Genomic DNA, 13,668 nt, shown 5'->3' on the forward strand with positions numbered 1-13,668 from the left:
CACCGGTGACCCCGGCGGGCGCACCACCCTCGGGCGGCGTCATCTGCACCCTCGTTTTTTCATGGCTTGACCCTACTTGTCGGTGGAGTGGGTGGCATGTCCAGCGCAGACAGGGTGCATCGTGCGGACCGGCCGGTGAATGTGCTGATCAGGTCCAGGGGAGCGCGGCCTGCATCTGCCGTTGCAGTTCGGGGATCAGACTGCGGACAAACGTCGCGCTGAGGTGGTGGATGTCGTGGTAGACGATGATGTTTCCCACAACGGCGGGACACTGTGTTTCGTTGCACATCCCGGCGGTGAGGTCCAGTGGCAGCACGTTCGGGTGATCTTTCACGATGTCCAGCGTGGGATTCGTGGGGGCGAATGAGGAAGCACGCGAGGTCGAGCACTCGTCGACATCGTTGTTCGACAGACAGTCCGGGGTGTTGATCGTTCCGTCCCCGTTGTGCGGCCACGAGGTGTCCCGCATACCGAGCACCGGAATGCCGGCCGCACCGAACTGGTCGAAGATGGGCAGGTAATCGTCGGGAACCCAATCGCCCGGCTCGTAGTCGCGAGGCCGGGTGGAGTTGGTGAAGACCGCATCGGGCTTGTCCGCGATGATCTGCGGCACCACCTTTTCGACCCAGTCGTGACACTGCGGGTACGGCACACCCGCTTGTTTCGGAACGAGTTCTGTCGACAGCGGGCAACCCATCTTCAGGTACGTCTTGATCTTGAAGTGGTTCTGCTTGCCCAGGATGTCCAGAGCAGTGATCCACATCTCGGCATGTGACCCGCCGGCCAAGGCGATCGTTTTGGTCGCCAAGGGATCTCCGTAGACACCGACGTGCACGCCGTCGTCCTTGAAGTCGCTGATGTGGCCGTTGAACGACGTCGCGGGCAGGTCCTTGACGACTTGCAGCGGCGAGGGTTGTGGGTCGACGTGCGGGACCGGCGCGTTGTCGAGCAGCGCACGGGCTCCCGGGTACACCCGCGGATCGAGGTTGGTGGTGTCCACGGTCATGTGTGCCACGTGGTAGTCCCAGGCCTTGAAACCGCCGGTCATGACGATGGCGCCGACGACGAGCATGGTGGTGACGACGGTGCTGTAGTTCAGCATTCGTGCGCGCCATGGGCTGACCGGCGCGGCGTGGGCCGCGTGGTGATGTCTGGTCGGACTTCCCTTGTGCGGCGGATTCTCCTTGTGGATGGATACGGATCGAGGCGCCCGCAGCGGTTCCTCGATGTATCGCTTGGTCAGCCACGCCATCGCGATCGACACCGCGATCAACACTGTGCCCTCGACGATCGAGGCGTGGTTCTTGTCCCGCCACGTCAGATAGAAGATGAGCAGCGGCCAATGCCAGAGGTAGAGCGCATAGGAGATGGAACCGAGCCACACCATCTGCCGAGTGGACAGTCCCTGATTGACCAACGGCTGGTCCGTCTTCGGACCGTGCTGGAGACCGGTCGCGCCGGCCCAGATGATGGCGAGGGTCGACAGCACCGGAACCAGCGCCCAGGGGCCCGGGTACTGCTCGACGCCGACGATCCACCAACCGCAGGTGATGATCATTCCCAACGCGACGATGGCGACCAGGCTGCGGATGAAGTTGGAGACCCGCCACTTCGGCATCCAGATCGCCAGGAGGCCACCGGCAAGCGGCTCCCACGCGCGGGAGATGGTGTCGTAATAGTTGAACTGCTGGTTGACCTCCATGCGCATGTGAGCCCAGTAGAACGACACCGCGGCTACCCCGAGGATGGCGAGAAAGACCACCACCCGGATCACGGTGGGGTCGGCCAGTTGCTTGACCCCGGCCCGGACCAGCACCTTGATCGCACCGGCGAACGCGAGTGCGGTGAGCATGGTGATGACGAAAAATTGGCCCTGCACCGACATCGACCACAGGTGCTGGAGGGGGCTGTTGGCGGAGCTGGCCGCAGTATAGTCCTGCGAATTGAACGCCAGATGCCAGTTCTGGTAGTAGAAGAGGCTCGCGATGACCTCTTTACCGGTCGACACCCACCGGGTCTGGGGAAAGATCAGCAACGTTCCCAGACTGATGACCATGAGGATCGCCACCAGCGCCGGCAGTAGTCGCCGGGCCAGTCGGGTGAGTCGTTTCGTCGGATTGACGGTGTGCCAGAGCGAGGCGCGGTCGTCCTGGCTGACGATCACATGACGCAGCAGCGATCCGACGAAGAAGTAGCCCGAGAGGGTGAGGAACACATCGACGCCGCCGGAGACCCGTCCGAACCAGATGTGAAAACACGCCACCAGCACGATGGCGAGGCCGCGAAGGCCGTCGAGGTCAGTGCGATAGGAGGGCACGGTGTCGGCAGGAACCGACGGCGGCCGACTGTCCACACTGGGCGAGGCTGTCAACTGGTTGTGTCTCACTTGTCCGGTTGCGCTGAATTCGATTGCGCTGAGATCGTGTTGCTTCCCAGCGTCGGTTGGGCTGTTCCGGCACGTAATGTACCTGCTCTTGCTTAGAATCCCCGGCCGGGAACGCCGGACGGGGCTCACTAAGGTGGAGCAGTGCCCCCATTGCCCGAGTTTTCGAACCCCCGAGCACCGTTGTCGGCGCGGGAGATCGCGCGCATCGATTCCGAACTGATCTGGCACCCCTACGGGACCCTGCCGCATCCCGATCCGGCGCCCCGGGTGGTGCGGTCGGCAGCCGGTGTCCGGCTGACGTTCGCCGACGGGACGAGCGTCGTCGATGGGATGAGTTCGTGGTGGGCCGCCATCCACGGCTATGCGAATCCGGTTCTGGATGACGCCGCACGCCGCCAGCTCGACGCGATGGCACACGTCATGTTCGGCGGTCTGACCCACGAACCGGCCGCTCGGCTGGCCGAGCTCCTGGTCGAGATCACGCCGGAACCACTGCGCACCGTGTTCTTCTGTGACTCGGGATCGGTGTCGGTCGAGGTTGCGGTGAAGATGGCGTTGCAGTTCTGGCGGGCGCGGGGCGAGCCGCGGCGCACCCGGTTGCTGACCTGGCGCGGCGGCTATCACGGGGACACCTTCACCCCGATGAGCGTGTGCGATCCCGAGGGCGGAATGCACACCCTGTGGACGGACGTGCTGACGCCGCAGGTGTTCGCCGACGCACCACCCGCTGAATTCTCGGCCGATTACGTCACACATCTGGAAGACCTGGTCACCGCGCACTCGAACGAACTGGCCGCTGTCATCGTGGAGCCGGTGGTGCAGGGCGCCGGCGGCATGAGATTCCACGACGCGCAGTACCTGACCGAACTGCGCCGGATCTGCGACGAGCACGGGCTGTTGCTCATCTTCGATGAGATCGCCACCGGGTTCGGACGCACCGGTGCGTTGTTCGCCGCGGACCATGCCGGGGTCTCACCCGACATCATGTGCCTGGGCAAGGCGCTCACCGGTGGTTACCTGTCGATGGCCGCAACACTGTGCACTCGTGCGATTGCCGACACCATCTCCCGTTCCGAGGTCGGGGTGCTCGCGCATGGCCCGACCTTCATGGCCAATCCGCTGACCTGTGCGGTGGCGCTGGCCTCGACCGAACTCCTGCTGGCCTCGCCCTGGCAACAGCGGGTGGCGCACATCGAAGAGCGATTGACCACGGGTTTGGCGCCACTGGCCGGGCTGCCGGGGGTTCGGGAGGTCCGGGTGAAAGGCGCCATCGGCGTCGTACAACTCGATGAGCCGGTCGACATGGGCCCCGCGACCGATGCGGCGGTCGAGGCGGGACTCTGGCTGCGACCCTTCCGCGACCTCATCTACACGATGCCGCCTTTCATCTGCTCCGAGGACGACCTCGACATCATCGTCGGTGGTATCGGCGCGGCGGTCGCCGCGGTGATCCGACCTGACGAGAGTGTCTGACCGAAAGGTCAGTGGTGGGTGCCGGTCGACGACCGCGCCTATGAGACGCTCTTTGGCAGTGAACCCGATGACATCTCCTGATACGGCGACCGCGCTCAGCTGGCTGGACGAGGCCGCGGATGTGCGCGAGGCCGCGGGCCTGCATCGCACGTTGATGCCGCGTGCCGCTGACAGTGACCTGCTCAACCTGGCGTCCAACGACTACCTCGGGCTGTCCCGTGAGCCGTCTGTGATCGCCGGCGCGCGCGACGCCCTCGAACGGTGGGGTGGCGGCGCCACGTCGTCGCGGTTGGTCACCGGGACCACCACACTGCACAGCGACCTCGAGGACGACCTCGCCGCTTTCCTGGGGTACGAGTCGGCCCTGGTGTTCTCGTCCGGGTATCTGGGGAACGTCGGGGCGGTATCAGCGCTCATGGGGCGTGGTGACCTGATCATCAGCGACGGCGGCGCGCATGCTTCGTTGATCGACGGATGCCGCCTCTCGCGCGCACGGGTGGTGGTGGTCGATCGCGGTGATCACGCTGCAGTCCGTCGCGAACTGGGTGGCCGAGCCGAAGAGCGCGCCATGGTGGTCACCGACTCCGTGTATTCCATCGATGGTGCAATCGCGCCGGTGACCCAGCTGTACGCGGCGACCCGCGACCACAACGCGGTCCTGCTCGTCGACGAGGCCCACGCACTCGGCATCCGGGGCGCCGGGGGCCGCGGGGTGCTGCACGAAGCGGGACTGTCCGGAGCGCCGGATCTCGTTGCGACCGCGGTCCTGTCCAAATCGCTCGGCTCGCAAGGAGGTGTGGTGCTCGGGTCGTCAGCGGTCCGCGATCACCTCATCGACCGAGCCCGGAGTTTCATCTTCGACACCGGACTCGCTCCGGCAGCTGTGGGTGCCGCGCAGGCAGCATTGACCCTGTTGCGGCACCGTCCTGAACTCGCGGTTCGGGTGCGGTCGAATGCCGCACGCCTCGCCCAGCTCTGCGGCGGAGAGGTCCCTGAGGCCGCAGTGGTGTCGATCGTCCTCGGTGACCCGGGGCGCGCCCTCGATGCTGCGCAGCGATGCCGGGACCGTGGAGTTCTGGTGGGCTGTTTCCGGCCGCCATCGGTTCCACCCGGGACATCGCGTTTGCGGTTGACGGTCCGAGCCGACCTCACCGATGACGACATCACGAACGTCGCCGAGGTCGTCAACGCCGTCCTCGCCGAAATCTGACATGCGTCGCGCCGAGCGTTCCGAAACAACCGCGAGTGGAGCGCCATCGTGAGACTCGTGATCACCGGCACCTCGACAGATGTCGGGAAGACGGTCGCAACCGCAGCGCTCGCGGCCGCGGCGATCGGTGCCGGCGCCTCCGTTGCCGTCTGTAAACCCGCACAGACCGGGGTGGGGCCAGGCGAGCCGGGCGACCTCGCCGAGGTGAGTCGGCTGAGCGGGGTCACCGCCACCGCGGAGAGCTATCGGTACCGCGACCCTCTCGCGCCGGACCGCGCCGCCCGCCGGGAGGGTGCACCGTTCGCCGACCTCTCCACCATGTTGTCGGCGGTGTCCGAGTTCGACGACCGAGATCTGGTCCTCGTGGAGGGCGCCGGGGGAGTGCTGGTGCGCCTGGCGCCGGACATCACGATCCTCGAGGTGGCGGCCGGCCTGGACGCGCCGTTGGTGGTGGTTGCCGCTGCCGGACTGGGCACCTTGAACCACACCGAATTGACCGTCCGTGCCATTCGCGCTGCGGGCCTCGAATGTGCCGGCATCGTCATCGGTTCCTGGCCTGACGAACCCGATCTCGCGCAGCGGTGCAATCTCGAGGACCTGCCGCTGGTCACGGGAGTCCCCATCGTCGGCAGGATCCCGGCAGGCGCCGGCTCTTTGGACCGGCAACGTTTCGGCGCTCGAGCGCCCGAATGGTTCGACGCCGGTTGGCTGTCGCGGCTTGTGGTGCACCCCAAGTCCGCCGACGCAGGTGATAGGGCACACTAGGACCGCAAAGTGTCATGACGAGAGGGAGGCCCAACGTGACCCAGGCGCCAGTACGCACGGACATTCTCGACGTCGCGCGTGAGCAGGTGTTGGAACGCGGTGAGGGTTTGAGCCAGGAGCAGGTGCTGCAGATTCTGCAGTTGTCCGATGACCGGCTGACGGACCTGCTGCAGCTTGCCCACGATGTGCGGATGAAGCACTGCGGACCCGAGGTCGAGGTGGAAGGCATCATCTCCCTCAAGACCGGTGGCTGTCCTGAGGACTGTCATTTCTGCTCGCAATCGGGTTTGTTCGCGTCCCCCGTGCGTAGCGCGTGGATCGACATCCCGGCGCTGGTCGAGGCGGCCAAGCAGACTGCGAAGTCGGGTGCCACGGAGTTCTGCATCGTGGCGGCGGTCCGCGGCCCGGACAAGCGTCTGATGGCTCAGGTCGCGGCGGGTATCGAGGCCATTCGCGCGGAGGTCGACATCCAGATCGCCTGCAGCCTGGGCATGTTGACCCAGGAGCAGGTCGACGAGCTCAAGGCGATGGGGGTGCACCGCTACAACCACAACCTCGAGACCGCGCGGTCGCATTTCCCGAATGTGGTCACCACCCACAGCTGGGAAGAGCGTTTCGGGACGCTGAAGATGATTCGCGAGGCCGGCATGGAGGTCTGCTGCGGCGGCATCCTGGGCATGGGCGAGTCGCTCGAGCAACGCGCCGAGTTCGCTGCAGACCTGGCGGCACTCGATCCCGACGAGGTTCCCCTGAACTTCCTGAACCCGCGACCGGGCACCCCGTTCGGCGACCTCGACGTCCTGCCGGCCGCAGAAGCTCTCAAAGCGGTCGCCGCGTTCCGGTTGGCGTTGCCCCGCACCATCTTGCGGTTTGCCGGTGGCCGCGAGATCACCCTCGGCGATCTCGGTGCCAAGCAGGGCATCCTCGGTGGCATCAACGCGGTCATCGTGGGCAACTACCTGACGACCCTCGGTCGCCCGGCCGAGACCGATCTGGATCTGCTCGAGGAGTTGCAGATGCCGATCAAGGCCCTCAACGACTCGATTTGAGCGCGAGCCCACTCGTGAGCGACATCCCGACGCCACTGGCGGCGCCGTTGGTGTTCGGGGTGTACACCGGGGTGAAACTGGACGTCGAGGATCCGCAATCCATCCCGCGTGCAGCGCAATTGGGTTTGGAGCCGCCGCGCTACTGCGGTCAGTGCGGACGTCGGATGGTGGTACAGGTGCGCCCCGACGGCTGGTCGGCCCGCTGTTCTCGGCACGGTACCGTCGACTCCGTGGAGCTGACACAGCGTTGATGGGCAATGGTCGGTCCGGGCTGTTCGCGGCGACGGGCGTGGCGGCGACCGGGATCATCTGGGGCGTCACCTGGGCCTTGCTGACACCAGGTATCGAAGGTCGCGTCGTCGACGATGGCCGGGCGGTCGCCATCGGCGACGCGACAGCCGAGTTCGGGGCGATCGCGCGCTTCTTCTGCCTCGCGCTCGCGGCGGGCGTCGTCCTGGCGATCGTGTTCTGGTATCCGCCTGTGCTGCGCGGCCCCCTTGGGGTCGCAGGCTTGTCCGCTGGGGCGGTCGCGGCGGGGATCATCGCGGTCTGGGTGGGCGATGCTGTTGCACGACAACGGGTTTCCGGTCGGGACGGTGTTGCGGTCGGCGGTGAGTTCACTCAGCCACCGACTCTTCGGATCGACGGCGCGCACCTCGAGGCGCTGGGCGGGCTGAGCGTGTCGTGGGTGTTGCTGGCGGTCGCACCACTGACCGCGCTGGTGACGTACTTCCTGCTCGTCGTGATGAACCGAGAAGCCGATCTCGGCCATCCATCCTCGGCGGCCTCTGCCTCGACCGGCGAGTGAGCCATCGCACAGGTGAGGACCTTGCCCCGGCAACAGTTGTAGTTTCACAATAGTTAGGTGAACTCAACTACAGGCACGCTCAGTCCGCGCCGTAAGGCGGCGATCTTGGCGACCTGTTGCCTCAGTCTGCTGATCGTCTCGATGGACGCCACCATCGTCAATGTCGCCATCCCGTCCATACGGAGCGACTTCGACGCCACGTCGTCGCAGTTGCAGTGGGTCATCGACGTCTACACGCTCGTCCTGGCGAGCTTGCTGCTGCTGTCCGGGACGATGGCGGATCGCTTCGGGCGGCGTCGGGTCTTCCAGATCGGGTTGAGCACGTTCGCGCTCGGATCGTTGCTGTGCAGTCTGGCGCCGACCATCGAAGTTCTCATCGCAGCCCGTTTTCTCCAGGCGGTCGGCGGTTCCATGCTCAACCCGGTGGCGATGTCGATCATCACGCAGACGTTCTCCGGCCGCGTCGAGCGAGCGAGAGCGGTGGGGGTCTGGGGCGCGGTGGTCGGGATCTCGATGGCACTGGGGCCGATGGTGGGCGGCTTGCTGATCGACTCTTTCAGCTGGGAATCGGTGTTCTGGGTCAACCTGCCGATCTGTCTGATCGCCCTCGTCGCGACGGCACTCGTCGTGCCCGAGTCGAAGTCGTCGAAGGTCCGAGGGCTGGACCCCATCGGTCAGGGTTTGGCGATCGTGTCCATGGTCGGCATCATCGTCGGGTTGATCGAGGGCCCAGGCCTGGGCTGGAGCGATCCGCGAACCATCGCGATCTTCACTGTCGGCATCGTGGCCGGTGTGGCCTTCTGCCGCTACGAACTACGCCGCGATGAACCGTTCATCGAGCTTCGCTTCTTTCGAAGTATCCCGTTTGCAAGTGCAACCGTGATCGGAGTGTTCGCCTTTGCCGCGTACGGCGCGTTCTTGTTCATGATGTCGATCTACCTGCAGAGCATTCGTGACTATTCGCCGGTGCAGACGGGTCTGATGTTCCTCCCCATCGCCGCCGGAACTCTGGTGTTCTCACCCCTGTCGGGCCGACTGGTGGGCAAATACGGGACCCGGCCTTCTCTGGTGGTTGCCGGGTTACTGCTGGCGGTGGCGTCGGCTGCACTGACCCAACTGGGACAGTTCACGCCCAACTGGCAATTGCTCGCGGTGTTCGGGTTGTTCGGTATCGGGTTCGGCATGGTCAATCCGCCGATCACTACGGCCGCAGTCAGTGGGATGCCGCGGGATCGTGCCGGGGCCGCGTCGGCGATCGCATCGACCAGCCGACAGGTCGGGATCAGTCTGGGAGTCGCGCTGTCGGGAACGCTCGCCGGATCGGTCATCGCCGCCGACGCGAACTCGGCGGGTGCGGTGGGCGACATGGCCCCGTTGTGGTGGGTGGCGGTGGGACTGGCGCTCGGCATCGCTGCGCTCGGGTTCTACTCGACAACCGCAACGTCGGCATCTACCACGAAGCGGGTTGCGACGCTGTTCGCAGAGTCGGACGAAGAACCGATCGTGCAACCCACTGTTGCCAGGCGGGCTCGCGGGAGCAGTGATGAGTGAACGCCGCGACGAGGTCTGGCAGCTGATGGCATCGCTGGTGCACGGCAATCGCGATACCTGGCGCCGAGCAGTGATCGATCGTAGTGGGCTGCCTTTCAGTAGATTTCGCGTGCTCAGCCGGCTGGTGGACGGCCCGCTGTCGGTCAAGGCCCTGGCGGCCGCGGCCACGCTCGACGCACCCGCGACCACCGTCGCCGTCAACGATCTCGCCGAGCGGGGGCTGGTCGACCGGAAAGTGGACCCCGCCAACCGTCGAACGAAGATCGTGTCGTTGACCGGGTCCGGACGCGAACTCCTCGAGTCGGTCAGATCAATCGGCGATCCTGCCCCATCAGCTTTCGAGGCGCTGTCGGATGCGGAATTATCCACTCTGGGTGGCCTTTTGAAAAAGCTACATCAGGTCTCGCCGGTCAGGGCGGCGGACGAAGCGTCGCGAACTCGTCGGTGATCCGTAACCGGTTGTCGGCAAAGCGATACAGCGCCGGTGGCCGTCCACCGCTCGGTCCGGTCCGGCCGACTGTTCCCGTTGCGGTGATCACGCCGCGGCGCGACAGGATGCGGAGAAGGTTGGTCGAATCGACCGGGTAACCGAGTGCGGCGCAATAGATGTCGGACAGCGCCGACATCGAGAACTCTGGCGGCGCGAGTGCGAACGCGATATTCGTGTACGACAGTTTCGCGGCGAGCCGCGATCGCGCCCGCTCGATGATCTTGCTGTGGTCGAAGCTGATCTGGGGCAGCAGCGCCACCGGATGCCATCGGGTGTCGGGGGGCAGATTCGGTCGCGAATCCGAGGGCACCATGCCGAGGTACGACGACGCGATCACCCGTGGCCCCGGAATGCGGGCGGGTGCGGAGAACACCGTCAGCTGTTCCAGGTGTGCGACCTCACGGACATCGACCTTGTCCGCGAGTTGGCGAAGCGCGGATGTCCTGAGGTCTTCATCCGCGTGTAGAAGGCCGCCGGGTAGTGACCACGAACCGGCCTGCGGGTCGTACGCGCGTTGCCACAACAGCACCGACAACTGGGGGGCTTCGCCGACGTGGTGCTCGCGAACCTGGAATACGGCGCACAGGACCTCGTGGAGGACACTGGGCGCAGGCATGGCTGCGAGTGTAGTGGCTCGACAGCCCGGTGCCGGACCGGTCGAGGTGACCTGACGCGCGACGGTGATCGGCCCCACATCACCGCAGTGCTACCATCGGGGACAAGTTTTCGATCTATAGTCGAAAACCCAGCCCAGACGCCCAGGCCGGCCACCTGATGACCGGCGCCATGAACAGGAGGTGGTTGTCATGACCACCACGTCACTCACGCTCTCCTCGACCGAACCCGCCCATACCGGGGTCGAGCCGACGCCCGAATGGTTTGCCGAGATCAAGAGCCTCGCCAAGAAGCGCAACGCCACCCTGCTGGCCCACAACTATCAGTTGCCTGCCATTCAGGACGTCGCCGATCACGTGGGCGACTCACTCGCACTATCGCGCATCGCAGCAGAGGCCGAGACCGACGAGATCATCTTCTGCGGCGTCCACTTCATGGCCGAGACCGCCAAGATCCTGAGCCCTGACAAGCGGGTCCTGATCCCGGACGAGCGGGCAGGGTGTTCGCTCGCCGACTCGATCACTGCCGATGACCTGCGCGCATGGAAGGCCGACTTCCCCGATGCGGTGGTCGTCTCGTACGTCAACACCACAGCGGAGGTGAAGGGGCTCACCGACATCTGCTGCACCTCATCGAACGCGGTCGACGTCGTGAACTCGATCGACCCGGACAAAGAGGTGTTGTTCCTGCCCGACCAGTTCCTCGGCGCTCACGTCAAGCGCGTCACGGGACGGCAGAACATGCAGATCTGGGCGGGCGAGTGCCACGTGCATGCCGGGATCAACGGCGATGAGTTGACCGCCAAGTCGCAGTCACACCCCGATGCGGAACTGTATGTGCACCCCGAATGCGGTTGTGCCACATCGGCTCTCTACCTCGCAGGCGAAGGTTTCGTGCCCGCCGACAAGGTGAAGATCCTGTCGACCGGTGGCATGCTCGACGCCGCGCGGGAAACAGGCGCGACCCAGGTTCTCGTCGCGACCGAGGTCGGAATGCTGCACCAACTGCGCAAGGCCGCACCGAATGTGGACTTCCAGGCCGTGAACGACCGCGCGTCATGCCCGTACATGAAGATGATCACCCCGGCTGCGCTGTTGCGCTGCCTGCGTGAGGGTAAAGACGAAGTGCATGTGGCACCGGATGTCGCGGCGCGGGCGAAGCTGAGTGTTCAGCGGATGATCGAAATCGGCAATCCCGGGACAGGGGAGTGACGGGCAACCCCGCCGGCACCGCGGAGGTTGCGACCCTGATCGCGACCGCCCTGGATGAAGACCTACGTTACGGGCCCGACATCACCACGGCCGCAACGGTTCCTGCGGGCGCGGTGGCGACCGCGGTGCTGTCCAGCCGGCAACACGGTGTCCTGGCAGGACTCGACGTTGCACTCGAGGTCTTCGACGTGGTCGTCGGTGCCGGCGAGTACGAAGTCCTCGACAGACTCCACGACGGCTCCGAACTCGAACCGGGCACGACGATTGCCACCGTGCGTGGTCCGGTGGCCGGGTTACTCGTGGCCGAACGCACGGCACTGAACCTGCTCTGTCACCTGTCCGGTATCGCGAGCGCCACGGCCCTCTGGGTCGCGGAGGTCTCGGATACCGGGGCGCAGATAAGGGATTCCCGAAAGACTTTGCCGGGCATGCGTGCACTGCAGAAATATGCGGTGCGATGCGGTGGCGGTCACAACCACCGGATGGGTCTCGGCGACGCCGCCCTCATCAAGGACAACCACGTCGCAGCGGCGGGGTCGGTCACGGCAGCGCTGAACGCCGTGCGTGCCGCGGCGCCCGACATCGACTGTGAGGTCGAGGTCGACAGTCTCGAGCAACTCGACGAAGCCTTGGCGCTCAACGCAGAACTCGTTCTGCTGGACAATTTTCCGTTGTGGCAGACGCAGATGGCGGTGCAACGTCGCAATACGAAGTCCCCGTCGACGAAACTGGAGAGTTCGGGCGGGCTCACCCTCGACGTCGCGCAGGCGTACGCCAAGACGGGTGTCGAATACCTCGCGGTGGGAGGCCTCACCCATTCGGTGACCGCCCTCGACGTCGGGTTCGACTGGGTCGGCGGGTGACGGTCGGCGAGTAGTAGCAGCAGACCGCGTTATTCCGCGTTGTGGCACTTCTCGCAATCGTCATTCATGCGCTCATGCGTATGTAGGCTCGAATTCGGCGGTTCCGCCCATCCCACCCGAATTCCGGAGGTAAGAACACGTGCCGACAATCAATGCCTACGCCGCGCCGTCCGCGAGCGAACCTCTGGCGCCGACCACCATCGAGACGCGTGACGTCGGTCCGTCCGACGTGCGCATCGCCATCGCCTTCGCGGGAATCTGTCACAGCGACATCCACACTGCGCGCGACGAGTGGGGTGGCACGCGCTACCCCGTCGTACCCGGTCATGAGATCGCGGGCACCGTCGCCGAGATCGGGTCCGAGGTCACCAAGTACCAGGTCGGGGACCGGGTCGGCGTGGGATGTTTCGTCGACTCCTGCCGCGAGTGTGAACCCTGCCTGCTCGGCCAGGAGCAATACTGCGAGAAAGGCAATGTCGGCACCTACAACGCGATCGGCTCCGACGGGAAACCGACCACGGGTGGCTACGCCCAGGAAGTGGTGGTCGACGCCAACTACGTCCTGCGGATCCCCGACTCGCTGTCCCTCGATGTCGCGGCGCCATTGCTGTGCGCAGGCATCACCACGTACTCGCCGTTGCGCCACTGGGGCGCCGGACCGGGTAGACGAGTCGCCGTCATCGGGCTCGGAGGGCTCGGGCACGTCGGCGTCAAGATCGCCCACGCCATGGGCGCCGAGGTCAGCGTCATCTCCCAATCTCTGAAGAAGATGGAGGACGGCCTCCGCCTCGGAGCGAGCAACTACTACGCCACCGACGACCCCGACACCTTCAAGGCACTCCGCGGCAAGTTCGACCTCATCCTCAACACAGTGTCGGCGAACTTCGACATCAACAAGTACATGTCGATGCTGGCCATCAACGGGACGCTCGTCGAGCTCGGTCTGCCGGAGAAGCCCATCTCTGTGCGGGCGTTCTCGCTCGTCTCGAACCGCCGCTCGCTCGCCGGCTCGATGATCGGCGGGATCGCCGAGACCCAGGAGATGCTCGACTTCTGCGCGGAGCACAACATCGGTGCCGAGATCGAGGTCATCTCCGCCGACCAGATCAACGAGGCCTACGAACGTGTCGTCGCCTCCGACGTCCGCTACCGCTTCGTCATCGACAACACAACGCTGTAGCCCCGATAATGGGGCCTTCTGGCGACCAAAACCGCAGGTCGGCGTCGCCAGAACGACCCATTATCGG

The 13,668-nt window shown here is 65.3% G+C and carries 13 protein-coding genes; 11 read left to right on the forward strand and 2 right to left on the reverse strand.

All coding sequences use genetic code 11. The features are described 5' to 3' along the window. Window positions 1-148: 148 nt before the first annotated feature. A complete protein-coding gene (locus DFR67_RS15955) occupies window positions 149-2,353 on the reverse strand; it encodes an acyltransferase family protein (RefSeq protein ID WP_245937986.1) in 2,205 nt (734 codons plus the stop codon). A gap of 213 nt (window positions 2,354-2,566) precedes the next feature. On the opposite strand from DFR67_RS15955, the gene DFR67_RS15960 reads away from it, so the two are divergent. The 8 genes from DFR67_RS15960 (at window position 2,567) to DFR67_RS15995 (ending at window position 9,690) form a co-directional block, all read left to right on the forward strand. Continuing rightward, window positions 2,567-3,859: an adenosylmethionine--8-amino-7-oxononanoate transaminase gene (locus DFR67_RS15960; protein WP_110470497.1), complete on the forward strand. Its 1,293-nt coding sequence runs from the start codon at window positions 2,567-2,569 to the stop codon at window positions 3,857-3,859. Between the two features lie 67 nt (window positions 3,860-3,926). Continuing rightward, window positions 3,927-5,069 carry an 8-amino-7-oxononanoate synthase gene (locus tag DFR67_RS15965; protein WP_245937987.1) on the forward strand — a complete coding sequence of 381 codons (1,143 nt, stop codon included), beginning with the start codon at window positions 3,927-3,929 and terminating at the stop codon, window positions 5,067-5,069. Window positions 5,070-5,114: 45 nt separating this feature from the next. After that, a complete protein-coding gene (gene bioD, locus DFR67_RS15970; RefSeq protein WP_110470499.1) occupies window positions 5,115-5,834 on the forward strand; it encodes a dethiobiotin synthase in 720 nt (239 codons plus the stop codon). A gap of 35 nt (window positions 5,835-5,869) precedes the next feature. Further along, window positions 5,870-6,883: a biotin synthase BioB gene (gene bioB / locus DFR67_RS15975; protein WP_110470500.1), complete on the forward strand. Its 1,014-nt coding sequence runs from the start codon at window positions 5,870-5,872 to the stop codon at window positions 6,881-6,883. A gap of 14 nt (window positions 6,884-6,897) precedes the next feature. Continuing rightward, window positions 6,898-7,134, forward strand: a complete 237-nt coding sequence (gene bsaP / locus DFR67_RS15980; protein ID WP_206186660.1) for a biotin synthase auxiliary protein BsaP — start codon at window positions 6,898-6,900, stop codon at window positions 7,132-7,134. Next, window positions 7,134-7,691, forward strand: a complete 558-nt coding sequence (locus DFR67_RS15985; protein WP_110470501.1) for a DUF2567 domain-containing protein — start codon at window positions 7,134-7,136, stop codon at window positions 7,689-7,691. Before bsaP ends, DFR67_RS15985 begins: the two co-directional genes overlap by 1 nt. Window positions 7,692-7,748: 57 nt before the next feature. Then, the gene (locus DFR67_RS15990) at window positions 7,749-9,242 is read left to right on the forward strand and encodes an MFS transporter (protein WP_110470502.1); all 1,494 of its coding nucleotides are present in this window, start codon (window positions 7,749-7,751) and stop codon (window positions 9,240-9,242) included. Beyond that, a complete protein-coding gene (locus DFR67_RS15995) occupies window positions 9,235-9,690 on the forward strand; it encodes a MarR family winged helix-turn-helix transcriptional regulator (RefSeq protein ID WP_110470674.1) in 456 nt (151 codons plus the stop codon). The genes DFR67_RS15990 and DFR67_RS15995 overlap by 8 nt, the downstream gene beginning before the upstream one ends. Here DFR67_RS15995 and DFR67_RS16000 read toward each other — a convergent pair. Beyond that, a complete protein-coding gene (locus tag DFR67_RS16000; protein WP_110470675.1) occupies window positions 9,653-10,348 on the reverse strand; it encodes an NUDIX hydrolase in 696 nt (231 codons plus the stop codon). The genes DFR67_RS15995 and DFR67_RS16000 overlap by 38 nt on opposite strands. 190 nt (window positions 10,349-10,538) lie before the next feature. On the opposite strand from DFR67_RS16000, the gene nadA reads away from it, so the two are divergent. The 3 genes from nadA (at window position 10,539) to DFR67_RS16015 (ending at window position 13,601) form a co-directional block, all read left to right on the forward strand. After that, complete coding sequence (gene nadA, locus DFR67_RS16005) at window positions 10,539-11,558, forward strand: quinolinate synthase NadA (RefSeq protein ID WP_110470503.1); 1,020 nt, start codon at window positions 10,539-10,541, stop codon at window positions 11,556-11,558. Then, window positions 11,555-12,421 carry a carboxylating nicotinate-nucleotide diphosphorylase gene (nadC, locus tag DFR67_RS16010; protein ID WP_110470504.1) on the forward strand — a complete coding sequence of 289 codons (867 nt, stop codon included), beginning with the start codon at window positions 11,555-11,557 and terminating at the stop codon, window positions 12,419-12,421. Before nadA ends, nadC begins: the two co-directional genes overlap by 4 nt. Window positions 12,422-12,560: 139 nt before the next feature. Next, the gene (locus tag DFR67_RS16015; RefSeq protein ID WP_110470505.1) at window positions 12,561-13,601 is read left to right on the forward strand and encodes an NAD(P)-dependent alcohol dehydrogenase; all 1,041 of its coding nucleotides are present in this window, start codon (window positions 12,561-12,563) and stop codon (window positions 13,599-13,601) included. The last annotated feature ends 67 nt before the right edge of the window (window positions 13,602-13,668 follow it).

Source organism: Williamsia limnetica (assembly GCF_003217475.1).
Classification (GTDB): Bacteria; Actinomycetota; Actinomycetes; order Mycobacteriales; family Mycobacteriaceae; genus Williamsia; species Williamsia limnetica.

Coding starts and splice junctions, on each gene's coding strand:
- DFR67_RS15965 (WP_245937987.1), top strand. CDS start 3,927: ATGACATCTCCTGATACGGCGACCGCGCTCAGCTGGCTGGACGAGGCC.
- DFR67_RS15985 (WP_110470501.1), top strand. CDS start 7,134: ATGGGCAATGGTCGGTCCGGGCTGTTCGCGGCGACGGGCGTGGCGGCG.
- DFR67_RS15995 (WP_110470674.1), top strand. CDS start 9,235: ATGAGTGAACGCCGCGACGAGGTCTGGCAGCTGATGGCATCGCTGGTG.
- DFR67_RS16000 (WP_110470675.1), bottom strand. CDS start 10,348: ATGCCTGCGCCCAGTGTCCTCCACGAGGTCCTGTGCGCCGTATTCCAG.
- nadA (WP_110470503.1), top strand. CDS start 10,539: ATGACCACCACGTCACTCACGCTCTCCTCGACCGAACCCGCCCATACC.